Annotated in this window: 20 protein-coding genes and 2 pseudogenes; 15 read left to right on the plus strand and 7 right to left on the minus strand. The window is 66.9% G+C overall.

The window, feature by feature from the left end; all coding sequences use genetic code 11:
• Both VK682_RS16005 and scpB read left to right on the plus strand, forming a co-directional pair.
• Positions 1 to 765, plus strand: a 765-nt coding sequence (locus VK682_RS16005) for a DUF1403 family protein (RefSeq protein ID WP_324782214.1), incomplete at its 5' end; no start/stop codon positions are given.
• A gap of 2 nt (positions 766 to 767) precedes the next feature.
• A complete protein-coding gene (gene scpB / locus VK682_RS16010; RefSeq protein ID WP_230796608.1) occupies positions 768 to 1,349 on the plus strand; it encodes an SMC-Scp complex subunit ScpB in 582 nt (193 codons plus the stop codon).
• 6 nt (positions 1,350 to 1,355) lie between these two features.
• Here the strand turns inward: scpB and VK682_RS16015 are convergent, their stop codons facing one another.
• Positions 1,356 to 2,399, minus strand: a complete 1,044-nt coding sequence (locus tag VK682_RS16015) for a LacI family DNA-binding transcriptional regulator (RefSeq protein ID WP_324782215.1) — start codon at positions 2,397 to 2,399, stop codon at positions 1,356 to 1,358.
• A gap of 178 nt (positions 2,400 to 2,577) precedes the next feature.
• Here VK682_RS16015 and VK682_RS16020 point away from each other — a divergent pair, with 178 nt between their 5' ends.
• From VK682_RS16020 to VK682_RS16075, 13 genes and pseudogenes are all read left to right on the plus strand, one after another.
• A complete protein-coding gene (locus VK682_RS16020; RefSeq protein WP_324782216.1) occupies positions 2,578 to 3,591 on the plus strand; it encodes an ABC transporter permease in 1,014 nt (337 codons plus the stop codon).
• Between the two features lie 30 nt (positions 3,592 to 3,621).
• A complete protein-coding gene (locus VK682_RS16025) occupies positions 3,622 to 4,611 on the plus strand; it encodes a substrate-binding domain-containing protein (protein WP_324782217.1) in 990 nt (329 codons plus the stop codon).
• A gap of 70 nt (positions 4,612 to 4,681) precedes the next feature.
• Entirely contained in the window at positions 4,682 to 6,229 is a 1,548-nt protein-coding gene (locus VK682_RS16030) for a sugar ABC transporter ATP-binding protein (RefSeq protein WP_230796602.1), read from the plus strand.
• A complete protein-coding gene (locus VK682_RS16035) occupies positions 6,226 to 7,272 on the plus strand; it encodes an ABC transporter permease (RefSeq protein ID WP_230796601.1) in 1,047 nt (348 codons plus the stop codon). Before VK682_RS16030 ends, VK682_RS16035 begins: the two co-directional genes overlap by 4 nt.
• Positions 7,269 to 8,270, plus strand: a complete 1,002-nt coding sequence (locus tag VK682_RS16040) for a dihydroxyacetone kinase subunit DhaK (RefSeq protein WP_230796600.1) — start codon at positions 7,269 to 7,271, stop codon at positions 8,268 to 8,270. The genes VK682_RS16035 and VK682_RS16040 overlap by 4 nt, the downstream gene beginning before the upstream one ends.
• Before the next feature lie 3 nt (positions 8,271 to 8,273).
• Complete coding sequence (locus tag VK682_RS16045; protein WP_230796599.1) at positions 8,274 to 8,900, plus strand: dihydroxyacetone kinase subunit L; 627 nt, start codon at positions 8,274 to 8,276, stop codon at positions 8,898 to 8,900.
• 282 nt (positions 8,901 to 9,182) lie between these two features.
• On the plus strand, positions 9,183 to 9,965 hold the full coding sequence (locus VK682_RS16050; protein ID WP_089846151.1) for a DeoR/GlpR family DNA-binding transcription regulator: 783 nt from the start codon (positions 9,183 to 9,185) through the stop codon (positions 9,963 to 9,965).
• 68 nt (positions 9,966 to 10,033) lie between these two features.
• Positions 10,034 to 10,474, plus strand: a pseudogene (locus VK682_RS27375) (ATP-binding cassette domain-containing protein); the annotation flags it as partial.
• Positions 10,475 to 10,804: 330 nt separating this feature from the next.
• Positions 10,805 to 11,488 (plus strand): annotated as a pseudogene (locus VK682_RS27380) (ATP-binding cassette domain-containing protein); the annotation flags it as partial.
• A 31-nt stretch (positions 11,489 to 11,519) separates the two neighbouring features.
• Complete coding sequence (locus VK682_RS16060) at positions 11,520 to 12,515, plus strand: ABC transporter permease subunit (protein ID WP_230796598.1); 996 nt, start codon at positions 11,520 to 11,522, stop codon at positions 12,513 to 12,515.
• Positions 12,516 to 12,560: 45 nt separating this feature from the next.
• Complete coding sequence (locus VK682_RS16065; RefSeq protein ID WP_089846157.1) at positions 12,561 to 13,514, plus strand: ABC transporter substrate-binding protein; 954 nt, start codon at positions 12,561 to 12,563, stop codon at positions 13,512 to 13,514.
• Positions 13,515 to 13,603: 89 nt separating this feature from the next.
• Entirely contained in the window at positions 13,604 to 14,293 is a 690-nt protein-coding gene (gene araD / locus VK682_RS16070; protein WP_230796597.1) for an L-ribulose-5-phosphate 4-epimerase AraD, read from the plus strand.
• Positions 14,294 to 14,326: 33 nt separating this feature from the next.
• The gene (locus VK682_RS16075; RefSeq protein ID WP_324782218.1) at positions 14,327 to 15,898 is read left to right on the plus strand and encodes a ribulokinase; all 1,572 of its coding nucleotides are present in this window, start codon (positions 14,327 to 14,329) and stop codon (positions 15,896 to 15,898) included.
• An 18-nt stretch (positions 15,899 to 15,916) separates the two neighbouring features.
• Here the strand turns inward: VK682_RS16075 and VK682_RS16080 are convergent, their stop codons facing one another.
• The 6 genes from VK682_RS16080 to VK682_RS16105 all read right to left on the minus strand — a co-directional run bounded on the left by VK682_RS16080 (position 15,917) and on the right by VK682_RS16105 (position 21,908).
• Complete coding sequence (locus tag VK682_RS16080) at positions 15,917 to 16,651, minus strand: FadR/GntR family transcriptional regulator (RefSeq protein WP_089846162.1); 735 nt, start codon at positions 16,649 to 16,651, stop codon at positions 15,917 to 15,919.
• Complete coding sequence (gene yjfF, locus VK682_RS16085; protein WP_207543599.1) at positions 16,648 to 17,640, minus strand: galactofuranose ABC transporter, permease protein YjfF; 993 nt, start codon at positions 17,638 to 17,640, stop codon at positions 16,648 to 16,650. Before yjfF ends, VK682_RS16080 begins: the two co-directional genes overlap by 4 nt.
• Positions 17,637 to 18,695, minus strand: a complete 1,059-nt coding sequence (locus tag VK682_RS16090) for an ABC transporter permease (protein ID WP_230796595.1) — start codon at positions 18,693 to 18,695, stop codon at positions 17,637 to 17,639. Before VK682_RS16090 ends, yjfF begins: the two co-directional genes overlap by 4 nt.
• Positions 18,695 to 20,215, minus strand: coding sequence for a sugar ABC transporter ATP-binding protein (locus VK682_RS16095; RefSeq protein ID WP_230796593.1), 1,521 nt, complete (start codon positions 20,213 to 20,215; stop codon positions 18,695 to 18,697). Before VK682_RS16095 ends, VK682_RS16090 begins: the two co-directional genes overlap by 1 nt.
• 101 nt (positions 20,216 to 20,316) lie before the next feature.
• Entirely contained in the window at positions 20,317 to 21,270 is a 954-nt protein-coding gene (ytfQ, locus tag VK682_RS16100; protein WP_089846169.1) for a galactofuranose ABC transporter, galactofuranose-binding protein YtfQ, read from the minus strand.
• 179 nt (positions 21,271 to 21,449) lie between these two features.
• Positions 21,450 to 21,908, minus strand: a complete 459-nt coding sequence (locus VK682_RS16105; protein WP_324782220.1) for a MaoC family dehydratase — start codon at positions 21,906 to 21,908, stop codon at positions 21,450 to 21,452.
• Positions 21,909 to 21,915 lie beyond the last annotated feature (7 nt).

The following is a 21,915-nucleotide window of genomic DNA, read 5'->3' on the forward strand; positions in this document are numbered from 1 at the left end:
CTTGCGCATCTGCATCTGGTGCTGGCGCAGCCCGACCTGCCGCAGCCGCTGCTGCGCGACCGGCTGGCGCTGCGCGCGGCAGAGGCCAGTGTCGCCTTTCAGGGCCGCCGGGAATCTGCGCGCGAGCTGCGCGATGCCCTGCACCTGCTGCGGCCCGGCGATCTGCCCGGCCCGGCGGGCGACAGCTATCAAAGCTGGCGGCGCGCCGTTACGCGCCCCATTTCGGTCGCGGCGCTTCACCGGGCGCTGCCCGATGTCGCGCCCGACCAGCTTGTGCTCTGGCTGGATGCCGGTCAGGGCGGCCCCATCCCGCGCGCGGCGCTGGTGCTGGAAACCGTGCTGGCCGAGGCGCCGCGCGCCGAAGGGGTGGCGCTGATCCTTGCCGATGCCGCGCTGGCGCAGGCTCTGGGCTGGGACCATCTGCTGCCGCTCTTGGCCGCAGGACTGACCGCTGCCGATCTGCGCAAGACGGGCGAGCCGCTGCGGCGCGCCTGCCATCGCGCGGTGACCGCCTCGGCGCAGGAGGCGGCGCGTCTGGCGCAGGAGGTCACGCGCCGGGCCGTGGGGCTGCGGGCCGTGGCGCCGAAGCTGCGGGCGAAACGGGCGGGGGAGGCGGTGGCGCTGTTCCTGTCCCATGATGCGCTGGCGCCCGCTGCCCTGCCGCTGCCGGACCGCGCGGCGCGGCGGCTCTGCGACCGGCTGGTGCAGCTTGGCGTGGTGCGGGAACTCACCGGGCGGGACAGTTTCCGCCTTTACGGGCTCTGATCATGGCGCCAGAGGAGCTTGACCGCGACCTGACCGACCTGCCGGCGGCGCTGCGCTGGCGCGAATGGATGCGCCGGATCGAGGCGGTGCTGTTCGCGAGTGCCGCCCCCGTCGCGCGCGTGGATCTGGCACGTGTCGTGGGGCAGGGGGCGTCCGTCGATCTGCTGATCGAGGATCTGGCCTCCGATCTGGAGGGCCGGTCGTTCGAACTGGCCCGAGTGGCCGATGGCTGGGTGCTGCGCACCCGGGCGGCCTATGCCCCGGCGATCCGCGCCGTAACCACCGCCCGCGACCAGCTTCCGGACCTCAGCGAGTTCGACCTCGCGGTGCTGGCGGCCATCGCCTATCACCAGCCGGTCAGCCGCGACGGGCTGAAGGACATCTTCGGCAAGGAAATCAGCCGCGATCTGATCGGGCGGCTCTCCGCGCGCAACCTGATCGGCACCGGTCCGCGCGAACCGCGCCGGGGCGCGCCCTATACCTTTGTCACGACGGACCGCTTCCTGATGGCCTTCGGGCTGGAAACCCTGCGCGACCTGCCCGACCCCGAACAGCTGGCGGAGGCGGGGCTGTCGCGCGCCTGAGGCGGGTCAGGGCCGGGCCGCGCGCACGCTGCCGCGCCCCACGAATTCGCCGCTGATCAGCACCTTGGTGGCGGGTTCCGGGCGGGTGGCGATCAGCATGTCATCCAGCAGGCGAATGGCCATGGCGCCGATGCGCCGCTTCGGCACCTCCACCGTGCTGAGTGCCGGATCGCTCATGGCACTCATCGGCAGGTTGTCGAACCCGGCGATGGACACGTCTTCGGGGATGCGCAGGCCGCGCTCGCGCAGCGCCTTCATGAAGCCGAAGGCGATCATGTCATTGGCGCAGAAATAGGCCTCCGCCACCTCGCGCCCCTCGGCCAGCTGCCGCAGACCGTCCTGATAGGCGCCGTCCAGCGTCGAATCCACCGACAGGATCAGCGCCTCGTCCGCGGCGAGGCCCAGTGCTGCCATGCCGCGCAGGAAGGCGCTGCGGCGCAGGGCGAAATTGGTCACCTCGGTGTGGCTCGCCACCATGCCGATGCGCCGGAACCCCTGCCCGGCCAGATGGCGCAGCACCGCGAACACCGCCTGATCGTTGTCCATGTCGACAAAGCTGACATCAAGCTGCGGATGATAGGTGTCGATGAACACCATGGGCAGCGGCACACGGGCCAGCACCTGCACCTCCTCCTTGGTCAGTTCGGTGCCAAGGATGACCGCGCCGCGCACGTCGCCCGCGCGCAGCGTGTCGGCGATGCGGTCCACCTCGGTGCCCTCAAAACTTTCGACCTGCAGCGAATAGTCCCGCCGCGTCGCCTCATAGGACATGCCGTCGATGTAATCGGCGATGAAATGGCTGTGGTCGCGGTTCACCGTGTGGCCATGGCGCGCGATCTTCAGAAAGCGCAGCGTGTTGACGGCATCGGGCCGGGTCCGGTCGGTGCGGGGCTTGTATTTCATCTGCCGCATCGCGCTCAGCACGCGCTTGCGGGTCGCCTCTGAAATGTCGCCCTTGCCGTTCAGCACCAGCGAGGCCGTCGCCGCCGAAACCCCGGCCTGTTCCGCCACCTGCCGCAGCGTGACCGGCTTTTTCGCGTCTGTCGTCATGGCGTGCTGCAGATCCCGTGCGGCGTTTGGTGTTTAGTAAACATCTGGCCAAACGCGCCAAAGCGCAAGCAGGAACCCGGCAGAGATCAGACCAGAAAACCTGTTGAGTGCCGCAAAATTGTTTGTTATCGATTTAGTAAATCAAGAATAAGTTTACTAAATCCCAGGGGAGGAGAGGATGCGTAAGCTTGATGGCCGTCTGGTCATTCTGTCCGTGCTTGTGCTGGTCCTGCTGGGTGCGGGCGGCCTTGTGTCAGGCGGCACCTATCTTTCGCTCTTCAACCTGCAATCCATGGCGACTCAGGTGCCCGAGATCGGGCTGCTGGCCATCGGGGTCATGCTAGCCATGTGCGCGGGCAATGGCGGGATCGACCTGTCGGGCATCGCCCTCGCCAATCTGGCGGGGGTGGCCTCGGGCGTGGTGGTCACGCAGTTTGTGTCGGCGACAGAGGCGCCTTGGCTTTTCACGCTTGCCTTTGCCGCCGGGGCGCTGGTGGTGGGCGCGCTTGGCGGGCTGCTGAACGGGATCATCATCGCGCGGCTTGGCATCACGCCGATCCTCTGCACGCTGGGCACGCAGATGCTGTTCACCGGGCTTGCGGTGGTGGTGTCGGACGGGCGGTCGGTGACCATCGGCTCGCCGGACCCGATGTATGAGCTGGGCAATGGCGTGATCCTTGGCGTGCCCTACAGCTTTCTGATCTTTCTGGCCGTGGCGCTGGTGCTGGGGGCGGTGCTGCGCTTTACCCCCTTCGGGATGCGGCTGATGCTGACCGGGGCCAATGCCAAGGCCGCCGATTTCAGCGGCTTTCCGAAAAAGACCATCTTCACCGTGACCTATACCCTGTCCGGCCTGCTGGCGGGCCTGTCCGGGGTCATCATCGCCGCGCGCAACGTCAACGTGAAATGGGATTACGGCACCAGCTACCTGCTGATCGCGATCCTGATCGCGGTCATGGCGGGGGTGCGGCCCGAAGGCGGCTATGGCCGGATCGTCTGCGTCGTGCTGTCGGCGGTGGTGCTGCAGCTGCTGTCCAGCCTGCTGAACTTTATCGGCCTGTCGAATTTTGTGCGGGATTTTGCATGGGGGGCCCTGCTGCTGGGCTTCCTTGCGGTGGGGCGGTTCGGGCTCATCGAAAGCCTTGCCGCCGCAGTTACCTCGGCGCGGTCCCCTCGCGCGTCGAAGGGCTGAGCACGAGGGAACTCTAGGGAGGAGTTGACCATGAAGAAAACCTTGAAACTGGGTGTCGTGGCGGCGCTGCTGGCCTCGGGCGCCACGGCGGCGCTGGCCGAGGGCACCATCACCACCGTCGTCAAGATCAGCGGCATTCCGTGGTTCGACCGCATGGAAACCGGGGTGGAACTGTTCGCAGAACAGAACCCGGAAATGTCCATCAGTCAGGTCGGACCGGCCTCTGCCGACAGCGCGCAGCAGCTGCAGATCGTGCAGGATCTGGTCGCCAAGGGCACCGACGCGCTGGCGGTGGTGCCGATGGATCCGGCGATCCTTGAGGGCATCTTCAAGCGCGCGATGGACCGGGGCACGATCATCGTGACCCACGAGGCCGACAACCAGATGAACACGATGGTCGACGTGGAGGCGTTCGACAATGCCGAATACGGTGCGGCGCTGAACGCGCGGCTGGCAGAGTGCATGGGCGGCGAAGGCAAGTGGACCACCTTCGTGGGCTCGCTGGGCAGCCGCACCCATATGCAGTGGGTCGGCGCGGGCGAGGAGAACGCCAAACAGCATGCGGGCATGGAACTGGTCGATCCGAACAACGAAAGCTTCGACGACGCCAACGGCACCTATGAAAAGGCCAAGGAGATCCTGCGCAAGCATCCCGACATCAAGGGCTTCCAGACCTCTGCGGGCAATGACGTGCTGGGCGTGGGCCGCGCCATCGAAGAGGCCGGGCTTGCAGGCAAGGTCTGTCTGGTGGGCACCGGCCTGCCGAACCCCTCGGCCTCCTATCTGGACAGCGGCGCCATCACCGCCATCGGCTTCTGGGATCCGCAGAAGGCGGGCATGGCGATGAACGCCGTGGCCAAGATGCTGCTGGAGGGCAAGGAGTTGACCGACGGCATGGATCTGGGCGTGGAGGGCTATAACAGCGTGACGCTCAAGGACGGTCCCGGCGAGGGCAAGCTGCTGATCGGCAATGGCATGGTTCTGGCCGACAAGGACACCTACAAGGACTACCTGTTCTGAGGCTGTCTTATCGTGCGGGGGTGCGGCGTGCCGCGCCCCCGGTCTTTCCGATCAAGAGGCGCATTTCCCCGTGACCCAGAGCGATCTTTTGGACCATCCGTTTCTTGAACTGCGTGGCATCCACAAGCGGTTCGGCGGCGTGCACGCGCTGCGCGGCGTCGATCTGACCCTGCGCGCGGGCGAGGCCTATCATCTCTTGGGCGAAAATGGCTGCGGCAAGAGCACGGTCATCAAGATCATGTCCGGCGCCCATGCCCCGAGCGAGGGCGAGATCCTGCTGGACGGCGAGCGGCACGCGGCGCTGAGCCCGATCATGGCGCTGCAGGCCGGGATCGAGACGGTGTATCAGGATCTGTCGCTGCTGCCCAATCTCAGCGTGGCGGAAAACGTGGCGCTTGGCGAACAGCTGGTCGGCGGCGGCGGGCGGATGCTGCGCTGGCTCGACCGGGGCAGGCTGGGCCGGACCGCCGCGCAGGCGCTGCGCGAAGTCGGGCTGGAGCCCACGCGCGCACTGCTGGCAACGCGGGTGTCCGATCTGCCGCTGGCGCTGCGCCAGCGCGTCGCCATCGCCCGCGCCATCGCGCAGGAAGCGCGGCTGGTCATCATGGACGAACCCACGACCTCTCTCACCCGCCACGAGGTGGAAACGCTGATCGAAGTGGTGGGGCGGCTGCGCGCGCAGAATGTCGCGGTGCTGTTCGTCACCCACAAGCTGGAGGAATGTTACCGCATCGGCGGGCAGGCCATCGTGTTCCGCGACGGACAAAGCGTGGCGCAGGGGCCGATCGCGGGCTACAGCCGCTCGGAACTGAGCGAGCTGATGACCGGGCGCGAGATCGAGGCGCGGCGCTACCGCACGGGCCAGCCCGAGGGCGGCGAGCTGCTGCGGCTGGAGGGGCTGGGTTCGGGCGAGGCGTTTCAGGATGTCAGCGCCACGCTGCACCGGGGCGAGATCCTTGGCATCACCGGCCTGTCGGATTCGGGGCGCAACGAACTGGCGCTGGCGCTGGCCGGGCACCGCCAGATCACCGAAGGCCGCGTCAGCATGGATGGCGGCCCGGTGCGGCTCGACACGCCCGCGCAGTCCATCGCACTTGGCATCGGCTATGTGCCCGAGGACCGGCTGGGCGAGGGGCTGTTCATCGAGAAATCCATCCTCGACAACGAGGTGCCGCTGATCCTTGACCGGCTTCTGGGCCCGCTTGGCACCATCGACCGGTCGAAGGCCCGCGCCGCCGCACAGGACATCTCGGCAGAGATGACGCTCAACACCTCCGACATCGACCTGCCTGCGGGGGCGCTCTCGGGCGGCAACCAGCAGCGGGTGCTGATCGGGCGCTGGCTGAGCATCGCACCGCGGCTTCTGGTGCTGCACGGGCCGACGGTGGGCGTGGATGTGGGATCGAAGGACACGATCTATCGCGCGATCCAGTCCATGGCCGAACGCGGCATCGGGCTGATCATCGTGTCCGACGACCTGCCCGAACTGCTGCAGAACTGCGACCGCATCCTTGTGATGACCGCCGGGCGCATCGCCGCCGAGGTGCGCGGCGACGCGGCCTCCGAAGATGACATCTATCAGGCAATGCTGGCCTCCCGTCCGGAGGCTGCGGAATGACCATGACCCGATCCGATCCCCAGACTGCCGCCCGTCCCGGGCTTGCCGAAACCTTCGCCCGCCGTCCCGAACTGGTCAGCCTCTGCCTGCTGGTGGTGATCTGCGTGGCGGTGGCGGTCATCAACCCGGCCTTCCTGTCGCCGGGCTCGCTCATCGACATGGGCCGCGCCTCGGTGGTGACCGGGCTTTTTGCGCTGGGGGTCTTCGCCATCCTCGCGGCGGGGGGCATCGATGTCAGCTTTACCGCCATCGCGGCGCTGACCATGTATGCGCTGACGCTTTTCGTGCTCAATGTCGCGCCGGGCCTGCCCATGGCTGTCATCCTGCTGATCGCGGTGGCGGGCGGCACGGTGCTGGGCGCCATCAACGGCTGGCTCGTGCACACGCTGCGCGTGGCCGCCCTGATCGTCACCATCGGCACGCAATATCTGTTCCGCGGCATCCTGCTGGCCTTCATCGGCACGGTCTGGCTGATGGAACTGCCGCCGCAGATGACCGCCTTCGGCAAGGCCTCGCTGCTGGACTTCACCACCGCCAATGGCGCCACCGTGACGCTGCCGTGGTATTTCCTGATCTTCCCTGCCGCCGCCGTGCTGACATGGCTCATCTTCAACCGCACGCTGATGGGCCGCGCGATCTTTGCCACCGGCGGCAATCCCGAGGTGGCGGCCCGGCTTGGCTATGACCAGCGCACCGTGCATCTGTTCGTCTTTGCCTTTGCGGGCGGGCTCGCCGGGCTTGCGGGCATCGTGCATGTCTGCGCCAACCGCATGGCCAATCCTTTTGACCTCGTGGGCACCGAAATCGGGGTCATCGCGGCGGTGGTGCTGGGCGGCGCGCGCATCACTGGCGGCACCGGCTCGGTCTTCGGCACCGTCACCGGCGTGCTGCTTATCACCGTCGTCAACAACGTGCTGGTGCTGGTGGGCATTCCCTCCACATGGCAGCGCGTCGTGGTCGGTGCCTTCATCCTTCTCGCGGCGGCCTTCTTCGTGACGCGCCGCCGCAAACTGCAATCCCAGATCCGGAAGCAAGCGATATGAAAAAATTCCTCAACACGCCCGAAGCCTTTGTCGACGAGATGCTGGAGGGCATCTATCGCGCGCATCCGCAGGTGACCCATGCCGCAGGCGACCTGCGCTGCTACGTCACCGCCAATCCGGTGCCGGGCAAGGTCGGCATCGTCACCGGCGGCGGGTCGGGGCACCTGCCCACCTTCCTTGGCTTCGTGGGCGAAAACATGCTGGACGGCTGCGCCGTGGGGGGCGTGTTCCAGTCGCCCAGCTCCGACCAGATCCTCGAAGTGACCAAGCATGTCGATCAGGGCGCGGGGGTGCTGTATCTTTACGGCAATTACACCGGCGACATCATGAACTTCGACATGGCGGGCGAACTGGCCGAGCTGGAGGACATCACCACCCGCACCGTCATGGGCAATGACGATGTCGCCTCTTCGGTGGTGGGCGAAGAACACAAGCGGCGCGGCGTGGCGGGGATTTTCTTCCTCTACAAGGCTGCCGGGGCCGCCGCCGCCGAGATGCTGCCGCTCGACGAGGTGGCGCGCATCACCGACAAGGCCCGCGCCCGCACCCGCACCATGGGTGTCGCGCTGTCGCCCTGCATCGTGCCGGAAGTCGGCAAGCCCAGCTTCACCATCGGCGAGAACGAGATGGAGATCGGCATGGGCATCCATGGCGAGCCGGGCATCTCGCGCGAGCCGCTGAAGCCCGCCGACGAGGTGGTGGACGTGATGATGGCGCGCATCTTTGCCGAAACCGACTACAAGAGCGGCGACGAGGTGGCGGTGCTGATCAACGGGCTGGGCGCCACCCCGCTGGAAGAGCTGTATATCCTGTTCCGCCGGGTCTCGATCCTGATGGAAGAGCGCGGCGTGACCATCCGGCACTGCTGGCTGGGGGAGTTTGCCACCTCCATGGAAATGGCGGGGGCCTCGATTTCCGTGCTGCATCTGGATGACGAGCTGGAGCCGCTGCTGGCCAAGCCGGTGCACACGCCGTTCTTCAAACATATCAAGGTGTAAGCCATGGCGATGACCGCAGAGCAGACCCGCGCCTTCTATCCCGCATGGGCGGAGCGTTTTGCCGCCGAACGCGAGGCGCTGATCGCGCTGGATGGCAAGGTGGGCGACAGCGATCTGGGCATCACCATGTCCAAGGGCTTTGCCGCCGCGCGTGACGCGGTGGCAGCGCTGGAGGAGGCCACGATCGCCGGACAGATGAAGGCGGCGGGGGCGGCGCTGGCCAAGGCCGCGCCTTCGACCATGGGCACGCTGATGGCGACAGGGTTCCTGCGCGGCTTCAAGGCGCTGGAAAGTGCCGAGCAGTTCGGCACCCCCGAGGCGGCGACCTTCTGGCGCGCCTATGCCGAAGGTGTGGCGCAGCGCGGCAAGGCGCAGCTTGGCGACAAGACCGTGCTCGACGTGCTCGATCCCATCGCCGCAGCGCTGGAGGCCAGCGGCTCGCCCCTGCCGCAGGCGCTGGACGAGGCGGTGACGGCGGCAGCCGCAGCGCTGGAGGCGACCAAGGACATGGTGGCCCAGCATGGCAAGGCCGCCGCCTTTCAGGAGAAATCGCGCGGCCTTCCCGATGCGGGCGGCACCGTCGCCGTGATGCTGGTGGAAGTGATGCGCGACGTGGCCCACCGCCCGTAAGCCGGGCAGGGACCACGGCAGCTGCCACGAACGCGCGGGCCGCAGGGTCCGCGCGTTTTGCCATGTTCTGCAGCCGCAGCGGCGCCCATGCTGCATGTGCGAAAAGCCTCATCCTGTGATCTGATTCGCTCATGTGGCGGGCCGAAAGCGCGCCTGCTGCCCTGAATGCGCGCGATGACACCTACCTAATGCCCTGAAATGACGCAGTTTTATATACGATGTGAGTTTTTGTTTGCAGAAAGATGAAATTACATCATTCTGGCGCCAAAGAGGGGGAGTCCGATGAGCGAAGCGCACCGCCATCATGCCATTGCCAATCTGCTGGAAGAGCGGCCCTTCGTTTCGGTGAAGGAGCTTCAGCTGATGCTGCGCGTCTCTGCCGCCACCGTGCGCCGCGACATCGACAAGCTCGACGATGCCGGCGTGGCGCGGAAGGTGCATGGCGGGCTCGCGGCGCTTGAAGGCGGGCGCCAGCGCAAGGCGGTGTCGCTGCCCTTTGTCGAAAACCGCGACATCGCGGTGGAGGCAAAGCGCGCCATCGCGGTGGAGGCGTCAAAGCTGGTGCGCGATGGCAGCCTGATCATCGTGCATGGCGGATCCACCTGTTTCGAATTCGGCACCCGCATCGCCAACCGCAATCTGCGCGTCTTCACCAATTCCATGCCGCTGGCCGCCTATCTCAGCGAACAGGGCACCTGCCAGCTGACGGTGGGCGGCGGCGATCTGCACCGCGAACCCGGCATCCTTTATGATCCGGCGCGGGGCGGCTACGAATTCTACGCCGCGCAATTCTATGTCGGCGCGCTGGGGGTCAGCCAGGACGGGCTCTTGGAAAACCACCCGCTGCTGGTGCGCTTCATCAACGACATGTGCGGGCTCGCCAACGAGATCATCGTGCTGGTCGACAGCCGCAAGTTTTCCGAACGCCCGTCCAGCGTGGCGCTGCCGCTGAGCCGGGTGACGCGGCTTATCACCGATGACGGCCTGTCGGACCGCGACGCCGCCATGCTGGAAGAGGAAGGCGTGGCCTTCAGCATCGCGCCAACGGCACGGGGGGCGGCATGACCGAGGCTCAGGGAACCCCGCTTCTGGAAATGCGCGGCATTTCCAAGACCTTCGGCCCGGTGCGGGCGCTGGCCGACGTGTCGCTGACCGTCTGGCCCGGCGAGGTGCACGCCCTGATGGGGGAAAACGGCGCGGGCAAGTCGACACTGATGAAGGTGCTGTCGGGCGCCTATGTCGCCGACCGCGGCGGCGAGGTGCGGGTGGATGGCGTGCCGGTGCCGACGGGGGATCCGAAACAGGCCCGCGCGCGCGGCATCGCGGTGATCTATCAGGAACTGTCGCTGGCCCCGAACCTGAGCGTGGCCGAAAACATCTTTCTGGGGCGCGAACCCTCTGCCGGCGGGCTGGTGAACCGGGCGCGCATGTATGACCGCGCCCGTCCGGTGCTGCGGCGGCTTGGCGTGGATTTTGGCCCGGAAACCCGGGTCGCGGGCCTGTCTCTGGGCGAGCGGCAGCTGGTGGAGATCGCCCGCGCGCTGGCCTCGGACGCGCGGATCATCGTCATGGACGAACCCACCACCTCGCTGTCCAGCCGCGAGACGGAAAAGCTGTTCGAGGTGATCACGGCACTGACCGGGCAGGGCATCGCCATCATCTATATCAGCCACCGCATGGACGAGGTGTATCGCCTGTCCGACCGCTGTTCGGTGCTGCGCGACGGCAGCTATGTCGGCACGCTGGACCGCGACGAGCTGTCGGCGCGCAAGCTGGTGGCGATGATGGTTGGGCGCGATCTCAGCTCGTTCTACAAGAAGGACCATGTGGCCAGCGAAGGCGCCCGCAACGTGGTGCTGAAGGTGGAGGGCATGTCGGATGGCAGGCTGGTGAAGGACTGCAGCTTCGAGGTGCACGAGGGCGAGGTGCTGGGCATCTCGGGCCTTGTCGGGTCGGGGCGGACGGAACTGGCGCGGCTGATCTATGGCGCCGATCCCGCCAGCGCAGGCCGGGTGTGGCTGAACGGCACCGACGTGACGCCGCGCAGCCCGCGCGCGGCGCTGGATCACGGCATCGTCTACCTGACCGAGGACCGCAAGTCGCTGGGCCTGTTTCTGGACATGACAATTCAGGAAAACATCTCCATGTGCGTTCTGGAAAAGGATGCAGGGACGGCGGGCACGCTGAATTTCCGCGCAGCGGCCAGCCGCGCGGCCTCGGCCATCAAGAACCTCGCCATCAAGACCCCTTCGGCGAAGCTGCCCGTCGGGGCGCTGTCGGGCGGCAACCAGCAGAAGGTGCTGCTGGCGCGCCTCTTGGAGGCCAAGCCCCGGGTCGTGATCCTCGACGAGCCGACGCGCGGCGTCGATGTGGGCGCAAAATCCGAGATTTACCGGCTGATCGACCAACTGGCCCGCGAGGGGCTGGCGGTGGTGATGATCTCGTCCGAACTGCCCGAGATCGTGGGCGTCGCGGACCGGGTGCTGGTCATGCGCGAGGGTCGGATCGTGGGCGAGGTCCGCGCCGCCCCCGGTCGTCCGGTGGAACAGGAAGAGATCATGACGCTGTCGACGGGAGCCGCCGCCTGACGGCAGCCCCGCGACCGCAAGGGAGGAAAGAATGAGCGACGCGCAAGAGGGAACCGGGGCGGCCAAGTCCGGCGGCACCGCCGCCCGGATGAAAGGCGCCGTCATGGCGATGGGGATGCTGCCGGTGCTGATCCTGCTGGCCATCGGCTTCGAGCTGATGACCGGCAAGTTCCTGTCGGTGAACAACCTGTCCATCGTGACGCAGCAGGCCTCCATCAACGTGGTGCTGGCGGCGGGCATGACCTTCGTCATCCTGACCGGCGGGATCGACCTGTCGGTGGGCGCGGTGCTGGCGGCCTCGGCCATGGCGGCGGTCAGCATGTCGCTGATCCCCGATCTGGGGCTGCTCGGCATTCCGGCGGGGCTGGCCGTGGGGCTGGTCTTTGGCCTCGCCAATGGCTGCCTCATCGCCTTTCTCGGCCTGCCGCCCTTCATCGTCACGCTGGGCTCGCTGACCGCCGTGCGCGGCGTGGCCCGGCTGATGGGGGATGACACGACGGTGTTCAACGCCGATCTGCCCTTTGAATTCATCGGCAACGGCACGCTGTTCGGGGTGCCATGGCTGGCGATCTTTGCCCTGATCACCGTGGTGGTGTCGTGGTTCATCCTGCGCCGCACCGTGCTGGGCACATGGATCTATGCCGTGGGTGGCAACCCCGAGGCGGCGCGGCTTACCGGCATCAAGGTCAGCCTCGTGCTGCTCTTCGTCTATGCCATGTCGGGCCTGCTGTCGGGTCTGGGCGGGGTCATGTCGGCGGCACGGCTTTACGCGGCCAACGGGCTGCAGCTGGGTCAGGCCTACGAGCTGGACGCGATCGCGGCGGTGATCCTTGGCGGCACCTCCTTTGTCGGCGGGGTGGGGTCGATCTGGGGCACGCTGATCGGCGCGCTGATCATCGCGGTGCTGTCCAACGGGCTGATCCTGACCGGCGTCTCCGACATCTGGCAGTTCATCATCAAGGGGCTGGTCATCATCGCCGCCGTGGCGCTGGACCGCTACCGGCTCAAAGGCGGGGCGCGGACCTGACCGGTCTGCCCCTGGAACACGCTCACGCATCATAGGGAGGAAACCATGCGTAAGATCACCACATTGCTGACGACCGCGACCTGCGCGGCGCTGCTGGCCGCAGGCGGCGCGCAGGCTCAGGACAAGAAACTGGAAAGCATCGGCATTTCGGTCGGCCTGCTGGGCAACCCGTTCTTTGTCGCCACCATCAAGGGCATCGAGGACCGCGCCCGCGAGATCAATCCCGACGTGCAGGTGACCTCGGTCTCGGCGGATTACGACCTGAACAAGCAGGCCAGCCAGATCGACAACTTCATCGCGGCGGAGGTGGACATCATCATGCTGAACGCGGTGGATGCCAATGCCATCGCCCCGGCGGTGAAGCGTGCCAAGGCGGCGGGCATCGTGGTCGCGGCCTTTGACGTGTCCGCCCCCGGTGCCGATGTCACCGTGATGACCGACAACGTCGATGCCGGGCGCAAGGCCTGCCAGTATATCGTCGACAACCTCGAAGGCGGGGCAGGCGACGTGGTCATCATCAACGGGCCGCAAAGCTCGTCGATCATCGACCGGGTGGCGGGCTGTCAGGAGGTGTTCAGCGCCCATGACGGCATCAACGTGCTGTCGGACGACCAGAACGGGCAGGCCTCGCGCGATGGCGGGCTGGACGTGATGCAGGGCATCCTGACCCGCTATGACCATATCGACGGCGTCTTCGCCATCAACGACCCGACCGCAGTTGGCGCGGCACTGGCGGCCAAGCAGCTGGGGCGCGACGAGTTCATCATCACCGGCGTCGATGGCGCCCCGGTGATCGAGGACGAACTGTCCAAAGGCGACGGCTCGCTCATCAAGGCTTCCGCCTCGCAGGATCCGTATGTGATGGCGGGCGAGGCGCTGAAGATGGGCTATGACGTGTTCATGGGCAACACCCCGGCAGAAGACACCGTGCTGCTGGAGCCGGAACTGATCACCGCCGACAATCTTGAAGGCTATCAGGGCTGGACCGACCCGCGCTGATCGCTTCCCCGGACGGTGCCCTGCGGGGCGCCGTCCCTCTCCGGACAGAGGTCCGGACCCCCGGACGTGACAAACCACGAGGAGCAGCGATGACGCTTGCCGCACTCAGACAGGCTGTTCTTGATGCCAATCTCGCCACCGTGCAGCACGGGCTGGTCAAGGCGACCTTCGGCAATGCCAGCGGCATCGACCGCGCCTCGGGACGCATCGCCATCAAGCCGTCGGGCGTGCCCTATGACGACATGACGCCGGACCATATGGTCATCACCGATCTGGACGGCGGCACGCTGGACAACAGATACCGCCCGTCTTCGGATCTGGACACGCATCTGGTGCTTTACCGCGCCTTTCCCACCATCGGCGCGATCATCCACACCCATTCCACCTATGCCACGATCATGGCGCAGGCCCGGCGCCCGATCCCGCCGCTTGGCACCACCCATGCCGATTACTTCCACGGCACCATCCCGGTGACCCGCGACCTGACCCCCGAAGAGATCACCTCGCGCTATGTGGAGGCGACGGGCGAGGTCATCGTCGAGACGGTAGGGGCGGGCGATCCGCTGGCGATCCCGGCGGTGCTTGTGGCGGGGCATGGCCCCTTTGTCTGGGGCCGCGATCCCGAAGAGGCGGTGCTGAACGCGCTGATCCTTGAAGAAGTGGCAAAAATGGCGTGGCATGGCGCCGCGCTGGAGGCATCGCCGCCGCCGATCTCGCAGGCGCTGCTGGACCGCCACTTCCTGCGCAAACACGGGGCGAACGCCACTTACGGGCAGTAGACGCTGCCACAGATGTCAAGGGAGGAGCCGTCGATGCCACTGGTCGCCGGAGCAGATTTCGGCACGCTCAGCGTGCGGGTCACCATCATGGACACCCAAAGCGGCGAGATCCGCGGATCCGCCTCTGCGGGCTACCCGCTGCACCGCGATCCCACCGATCCGCTGGTCGCGCGGCAGTCGCATGACGACCAGATGGAGGCGCTGTGCCGCGCCATGCGGCAGGCCATCGACGCGGCGGGGATCGACGGCGAAAAGATCGCCGCCTTTGCCGCCGACACCACCGGATCGAGCGTGATCCCGCTCGACGACCGGCTGCAGCCCTTGGCGGACTATTACCTGTGGTGCGATCACACCGCCCATGCCGAGGCCGCCGAGATCACCGCCCGCGCCCGCGAGGACGGGATCGAGGCCATCGACTGGTGCGGCGGCACCTACAGCCACGAATGGGGCTATTCCAAGCTGCTGCATTTCCTGCGCCATAATCCCGGCCTGCGCGACCGCGTGGCCACGGCGGCGGAAAACTGCGACATGATCGCGGCCACGCTCTGCGGCATCACCTCTCCGGCGGACATGCCGCGCAGCATCTGCGCCATGGGGCATAAATGGATGTGGGGGGAGCGCTGGGGCGGGCTGCCGCCGCAGGAGTTCCTGTCCCGCGTCGATCCGCTGCTCGACGGGATCAACGACCGCATCACCGGGCGCTGGGGCCATTCGCTGCAGCAGGCCGGGCGGCTTGGCGCCGACTGGGCCGGGCGGATGGGGCTGGCGGCGGGCATTCCGCTGCCCTTCGGCGCCTTTGACGCGCATTGGGATGCGGTCGGCACCGGCTGTGCTGCGGGGGATGTGGTCAATGTGGTGGGCACCTCCACCTGCATCATCGCGCTGGCCGATCCGGCCAGCGGTCCGGTGCCCGGCATCTGCGGCGCGGTGCCCGGCAGCGTCGTGCCCGGGGTCATCGGGGTCGAGGCGGGGCAGTCCGCCACGGGCGATCTGTTCGAGGCCATCGCGCGGCGCGCGGGCACCGATGTGGCCAGCCTCTGCGCGGGGCTGGAAAACTACGGCCCCGGCGCCAGCGGCCTGATGCGCCTGCCTTGGGACAATGGCGACCGCACCGTGCTGGTGCGTCCCGATCTGGGTGGCATCACGCTGGGCTGGGATCTGGCGCATGGCCCCGCCGACGAGATGCACGCCGCCATCGAAGGCATGGCGCTGCATGTCAGCCTCATCATCGACCGGATGCGGTCGGGGGGTGCCGAATTCACCCGGGTGATCAACGCGGGCGGCATCCCGCAGAAAAATGACGTGCTGAACCAGATCTATGCCGATGTGCTGCAGCGCGAGGTGCATGTGCCGCAGCGCTCGCCGGTGGGGGTGGGGGCCTGCATCTTCGCCGCCATGGCGGCAGGGGCTTTCCCCGATCTGGCTACGGCGCAGGCCGCCATGTGCCCGCCGATGCGCGTCTTTGCACCCCGGCCCGAGCGGGCGGCGGCCTATGCCGAGCTGTCTGGCATGTTCCGCGACGTCTATCAGGCGTTTGGCGCGGGCGAGCCCTGCGATCTGGGCCGGGTGCTGCCGACGCTGCGCCGCTTCCGCCTGGGCCACTGAGACTGGGGCGCGCGGCGGTCAGAGCAGGGCGGCCTTTTCCGGCACGGCGTTCCAGTAGCCGTCCTGTATGACGCGGCGCATCGCCTCGCGCGCCTCCTGCGGCGCGCCAGAGGCGATGGCGGCCACGATGGCGCGGTGGCTCTGCGCCACCTTCTCGCGCCGGTCCGACAGCGCCGCCCCCTGATCCGACAGGAACAGCGAATAAAGCGCTGTCTGCACCAGATCGCCCAGCGACTGCAGGAACCGGTTGCCCGAGAGCCGCAGCACCTCCTTGTGGAATTCGTAATCGGCCAGCGCAAAATCGGCGCGGCTGTCGGCGCGGGCCAGATCGTCGCAAAGCTCGTAAAGCTGCGCGCAGGCGATGCGGTTGGTCCGTGCGGCGGCCTGAGCGGCGGCGGCGGGTTCAAAGATCATGCGGATTTCGAACAGTTCCTCGTAGAAGCGCGTCGGGTTCTTGACCGTGGCATGCCAGCGCATCACGTCCTGATCGAACATCGTCCATTCATTGGCGGGCCGGACATGGGTGCCGACCTTGGCCTTGGACTGGATCAGCCCCTTGGCGATCAGGGTTTTCTTGGCCTCGCGCACGACGGTGCGCGAGACGCCGAACATCTCGCACAGGTCGGGATCCAGCGGGATCATGGTTTCCGGCGGGTATTCGCCCGCGACGATGGCGCGGCCCAGCTGATCCACAACAAAGGCCGTGTGGTTGGAGGCGCGTTCGCCCCCGCCCCCCGCCTGCACCAGCGTCATGAGGGAGCGGCGGAGCCAGTCGCTGTTCGTCGTCTTGCCTGCGTTGCCCAAGTCAGCCCTTTCTGGAGGAGGATGAACGCGAAAAGCAGCCCTCCGATCACGATCTTTGTCCACCAGCTGGACAGTGTCCCGTCGAACACGATGTAGGTCTGGATCAGGCCCATGATGAGGATGCCGAAGAAGGTGCCCGCCACAAAGCCGTAACCTCCGGTCAGCAGGGTTCCCCCGATCACCACGGCGGCGATCGCGTCCAGCTCCACGCCAACGGTGGCCAGCGAATAGCCGGCGGAGGTATAGAGCGAGAAGACGATGCCGGAAAGCCCCGCCAGCCCCCCCGAAATGGCATAGGTGCAGATGGTGGTGGAGGCGAGCGGCACGCCCATCAGCCGCGCGGTCTGTTCGCCGCCGCCAAGCGCATAGACGTTCTGGCCGAAGCGGGTGCGATGCGCCACCACGATGCCCACAAGGAAGGTCAGCACCATGACCCCGCCGATCAGCCGGAACCGCCCGCCTGACGGATCGCGCCAGTACAGCCCCTGCAGCGTGTCGTAGAATTCATGGGTGATGGGCACGGATTCCGTCGACAGCACATAGGCGGCGCCGCGCGCAAGGAACATGCCCGCCAGTGTCACGATGAAGGGCGGCATTTCTAGGTAATGGATCAGCGCCCCCATGATGGCGCCAAAGACGGTGGCGATGACCAGCGCCAGCGCAAAGGCCATGAGCGGGTGCATCTGCGTGTCCCGCAGCACCACGGCAAGGAACACGCCGGTAAAGGCGATGACCGATCCGATGGACAGGTCAATGCCGCCCGACAGGATGACAAAGGTCATGCCGACCGCCGCGATCCCCAGAAAGGCATTGTCGGTCAGCAGGTTGGCCACCACGCGGGTGGACAGCATCGCCGGATAGGCCGAAGCGCAGAGCGCGAAGGCCAGCACGAAGGTGGCGAGCGTGACCAGAAGCGGCAGATGGGTCGAGCGGATCATCGCGCCGCCTCCTTCTTGCGTTTGGGCAGGGTGTCCGCGGCCCCGGGGCGCGGCTGCGGCTGCGGACCCGCCGCGCGCAGCATGTAAAGCAGATAGCCGATGCGCGGCGACTGGATGACGAGGATGGCGAGGATCAGCAGCGCCTTGATGACAAGGTTGAATTCCGGCGGCAGCCCCGACAGCAGGATGACCGAATTGATGCTCTGGATGATCATGGCCCCCAAGAGCGAGGCGAGGATCGAAAATCGCCCCCCCAGCAGGGAATTGCCGCCGATCACCACGGCAAGGATCGCGTCAAGCTCCAGCCACAGCCCGGCATTGTTGGCATCCGCGCCCTTGATGTCGGCGGCCACGATGACCCCCGCCAGCGCCGCGCAGAGCCCCGACACAAGATAGACGCAGATCAGCAGCACCCGGCTGTTGATCCCCGCCAGCCGCGAGGAGCGTTCGTTGATGCCGATGGCCTCGATCAGCATGCCAAGTGCCGTGCGCCGCACCAGCGTGATGGCCACGGCCCCCAGCGTCACCCAGATCAGGATCGGCGTGGGCATGCCCAGCACCGTGCCCGCGCCCAGATGGATCAGGCCCTCGTTCATGAAGGTCAGGATGCGGCCTTCGGTGATCAGCTGCGCGATGCCGCGCCCGGCCACCATCAGCACCAGCGTGGCGACGATGGGCTGGATGCGCAGCACTGCCACCAGCACGCCGTTCCAGAGCCCGCACATTCCCCCGGCCAGCAGTGCTGCCAGCAGGGCGGTGCCCCAGCCATGCCCCTCCACCACCATGGAGGCGGCGACGGCCCCCGCCACCGCCATGACCGTGCCCACCGACAGGTCGATGCCGCGCGTGGCGATGACCAGCGTCATGCCGATGCACAAAAGCGCCACCGGCGCGCCCCGGTTCAGCACGTCGATCAGGTTGCCGAAAAGACGGCCATTGCGGAAATCGATATGGAAGAAATCCGGAAAGATCAGCACGTTCAGCAGCAGGGCAATGGCAAGGATGACCAGCTGCGGGGCGATCCGGCGCAGGATCGCGGATTTGGGACCGGGCATCAGACAGGCTCCGCATGGGGGTGGGGATCGTCGGCGATGGCCTGCACGATCGTGTCGGGGGTGATCTGGTCGCCGGTCAGTTCGCAGATCTGCACGCGGTCGCGCAGCACCACCACCCGGGTGGAATAGGCCACCAGCTCTTCTAGTTCGGAACTGGCGACCAGCAGCGCCATGCCATCGGCGCGCAGCTGGTCGATCAGCGCGATGATCTCGGCATGGGCGCCCACGTCGATGCCGCGCGTGGGCTCGTCAAGGATCAGGAAGGCCGGGTTGGTGGCCAGCCAGCGCGCCAGCAGCGCCTTCTGCTGGTTGCCGCCCGACAGCAGCCGGATCGGCGTGTCGAGGCTGGCGAGCCGGATGTCCAGCGCGCGCACGTAACGGTCGGCGATCTCGGTCACCTTGGCGCGGGGGATCGGGCGCATCCAGCCCTGCCGCGCCTGCAGCGCAAGGATGATGTTGTCGCGCACCGACAGGTCGCCGACGATGCCTTCGGACTTGCGGTCCTCGGGGCACAGCGCAAAGCCATGCGCCACGGCATCGCGCGGGGTGCGGATGGTGATGTCGGTGCCGCGCAGGCGGATCCGGCCCTGATCGGGCATCACCGCGCCAAAGATCACGTTGGCGGTTTCGGTGCGGCCCGATCCCAGCAGCCCGGCAAGCCCCACCACCTCGCCTTCGTGGATGTCCAGCGAGAAGGGTTCGATCATGCCGCGCCGCCCCAGATCCGCGACCTGCACCAGCGGCTTGCCGACCGTGCCGGTCTTCTTGCTGTGCACCCGCGCTTCCAGCTGGCGGCCCAGCATCATGGTGATGACCTCGCGGCGGGACACCTCGGCCAGCGCGCAGTCGCCCACCACCCGGCCATTGCGCAGGATCGTGGCGCGGTCGCAGATCTCGAAGACCTGATCCAGAAAATGCGTGATGAAAACGATGGCAAGCCCGCGCGCCTTCAGCTGCCGGATCACCGAGAACAGCAGCGCCACCTCGTCGCGGTCAAGGCTGGCGGTGGGTTCGTCAAGGATCAGCACCTTGCCCGACATGTCCACCGCGCGGGCGATGGCCACCACCTGCTGCACCGCCACGGAATAGGCGGTCAGCGGTTCGGTCGGGTCGATCTTCAGCCCGTAGCCCGCCAGCGTCTCCCGCGCCATCGCGTTCATCCGGCGGCGCGAGACGAAGCCGCCGCGCAGCGGCTGGCGGCCCAGAAACAGGTTCTCCGCCACCGTCAGGTTGGGCAGCAGGTTCACCTCCTGATAGACGGTGCCGATGCCCAGCTTCTGGCTGGCGGCGGTGGAGGCGGGATTGATCGGCGCCCCGTCCAGCAGCAGCGTGCCCGCGTCGCGCTGATAGGCGCCGGTCAGGCATTTGATCAGCGTGGATTTTCCCGCGCCATTTTCGCCCAGAAGGGCGTGCACCTCGCCGGGATTCAGCCGCAGCTCCACGTCATCCAGCGCGATGGTGCCCGGAAAGAATTTCGAGATGCCCCGCGCGTGCAGCACCGGGCGGACAGGATCTGTCATGATATACCCTCACCGGATGGGGCTTGCAGGCAGAAGAACAACGGCCCGGCGGAACCGGGCCATCGGGCCGGAGGCGAGTGCGCCCCCGGCCCGGACGGGCCTCAGTAGCCCAGGTTCTTCTTCTCTTCATACACCGCCTGATTGTCGTCGGCTGCGGTGTAAAGCTTCGACTCGGTCTGGATCCATTTGGCGGGTTCGGTGCCATTGGCCAGATACGCCTCCAGCGCGTCCAGCGCCGGGCCTGCCATGTTCGGCGTCAGTTCGATGGTGGCGTTCATCTCGCCATTGGCGATGGCCAGATGCGCGTCGGGCACCGCGTCGATGGCGACGATCTTGATGTCCTCGCCGGGCTTCAGCCCTGCTTCCTTGATCGCCTGAATGGCGCCAACGGCCATGTCGTCGTTATGCGCGTAAAGCGCGCAGATCGTGTCGCCCCCCTCGGCCTTGAGGAAGCTTTCCATCACGACCTTGCCCTGCGCGCGGGTGAAGTCGCCGGTCTGGCTGCGCACGATTTCCAGATTGTCCTGCCCGGCGATGCCTTCTTCGAAGCCCTTCTTGCGGTCGATGGCGGGCGAGGATCCGGTGGTGCCCTGCAGCTCGACGATGCGGCAGTCTTCGCCTGCCATTTCCTCGGCCAGCCATTCGCCCGCGACCCGGCCCTCATGCACCAGATCCGAGGTGACGGCGGTCAGATACAGATCTTCGGGCGCGTCCACGGTGCGGTCCAGCAGCACCACGGGAATCTCGGCGTCCTTCGCCTCTTCCAGCACCTCGTCCCAGCCGGTCGCGACCACGGGCGCCAGCAGGATCGCATCGACGCCCTGCGCGATGAAGCCCCGGATGGCCTTGATCTGGTTTTCCTGCTTCTGCTGGGCATCCGCGAATTTCAGCTCGATGCCCCGGCTCTCGGCTTCCTGCCGCGTCACCGTGGTTTCGGCGGCGCGCCAGCCGGATTCCGACCCGATCTGGCTGAACCCGATGGTCATGTCCGCAGCCAGCAGCGCGCCGGGCGACAGGACGAGCACGCTCGCCAGCAATGTTGCTTTGAGTGTCATGTTTTTCCTCCCTGACGGAGCAACCTCCCGCTCCATGGAGTTCATTAAGTAATACTTTATTAGTTTTGTAAACGCTCTTGTCACAGATCCGTGCAAGCGCCCGGAAAGCAATGGCTTGCCGGGCCGCCCGGGCAGGGCAGCGGCGAATCAAGGGGGGAGTATGGGAGGGAAAAGGGCGCTCAGGCCCCGGCGATCAGCAGGATGCCATCGGCGATCAGCGCGGGCTTGGTCTGGTCCTCGATCTCGATCACCGACTGCAGCGCGATGCGGGCGCCTTGGCCCTTTGGCGTGACCTCGCCCACCTGCTGCCGCAGCCGGATCCGGGCGCCGATCGGCACCGGCGCGGTAAAGCGCACCCGGTCATAGCCATAGGTCAGCCCGGCACCGCGCGCCTCGATCCGGAACAGCTGCCGCTGCAGCCTGGGGATCAGCGACAGCACGAACAGGCCATGCGCGATGGTCCGGCCCCCGGGCTGTTCACGCGCCGCCCGCGCGGCATCGACATGGATCCAGTGATCGTCGCCGGACAGATCAGCAAAGGCGGTGATCTGGGCCTGCGTGATTTCGGTCCAGCCGGTCACGCCAAGGCTCTGGCCCCGGTGCGCGGCCATGTCCAGCGGGGTCTCTACGACGATCATGGGGCTT

This window comes from Salipiger marinus (assembly GCF_035481585.1).
In the GTDB taxonomy this organism is placed as follows: domain Bacteria; phylum Pseudomonadota; class Alphaproteobacteria; order Rhodobacterales; family Rhodobacteraceae; genus Salipiger; species Salipiger marinus.

Coding starts and splice junctions, on each gene's coding strand:
- scpB (WP_230796608.1), top strand. CDS start 768: ATGGCGCCAGAGGAGCTTGACCGCGACCTGACCGACCTGCCGGCGGCG.
- VK682_RS16015 (WP_324782215.1), bottom strand. CDS start 2,399: ATGACGACAGACGCGAAAAAGCCGGTCACGCTGCGGCAGGTGGCGGAA.
- VK682_RS16020 (WP_324782216.1), top strand. CDS start 2,578: ATGCGTAAGCTTGATGGCCGTCTGGTCATTCTGTCCGTGCTTGTGCTG.
- VK682_RS16025 (WP_324782217.1), top strand. CDS start 3,622: ATGAAGAAAACCTTGAAACTGGGTGTCGTGGCGGCGCTGCTGGCCTCG.
- VK682_RS16035 (WP_230796601.1), top strand. CDS start 6,226: ATGACCATGACCCGATCCGATCCCCAGACTGCCGCCCGTCCCGGGCTT.
- VK682_RS16040 (WP_230796600.1), top strand. CDS start 7,269: ATGAAAAAATTCCTCAACACGCCCGAAGCCTTTGTCGACGAGATGCTG.
- VK682_RS16045 (WP_230796599.1), top strand. CDS start 8,274: ATGGCGATGACCGCAGAGCAGACCCGCGCCTTCTATCCCGCATGGGCG.
- VK682_RS16050 (WP_089846151.1), top strand. CDS start 9,183: ATGAGCGAAGCGCACCGCCATCATGCCATTGCCAATCTGCTGGAAGAG.
- VK682_RS16060 (WP_230796598.1), top strand. CDS start 11,520: ATGAGCGACGCGCAAGAGGGAACCGGGGCGGCCAAGTCCGGCGGCACC.
- VK682_RS16065 (WP_089846157.1), top strand. CDS start 12,561: ATGCGTAAGATCACCACATTGCTGACGACCGCGACCTGCGCGGCGCTG.
- araD (WP_230796597.1), top strand. CDS start 13,604: ATGACGCTTGCCGCACTCAGACAGGCTGTTCTTGATGCCAATCTCGCC.
- VK682_RS16075 (WP_324782218.1), top strand. CDS start 14,327: ATGCCACTGGTCGCCGGAGCAGATTTCGGCACGCTCAGCGTGCGGGTC.
- VK682_RS16080 (WP_089846162.1), bottom strand. CDS start 16,651: ATGACGCTGGTGCAGGCGGGGGGCGGGGGCGAACGCGCCTCCAACCAC.
- yjfF (WP_207543599.1), bottom strand. CDS start 17,640: ATGATCCGCTCGACCCATCTGCCGCTTCTGGTCACGCTCGCCACCTTC.
- VK682_RS16090 (WP_230796595.1), bottom strand. CDS start 18,695: ATGCCCGGTCCCAAATCCGCGATCCTGCGCCGGATCGCCCCGCAGCTG.
- VK682_RS16095 (WP_230796593.1), bottom strand. CDS start 20,215: ATGACAGATCCTGTCCGCCCGGTGCTGCACGCGCGGGGCATCTCGAAA.
- ytfQ (WP_089846169.1), bottom strand. CDS start 21,270: ATGACACTCAAAGCAACATTGCTGGCGAGCGTGCTCGTCCTGTCGCCC.
- VK682_RS16105 (WP_324782220.1), bottom strand. CDS start 21,908: ATGATCGTCGTAGAGACCCCGCTGGACATGGCCGCGCACCGGGGCCAG.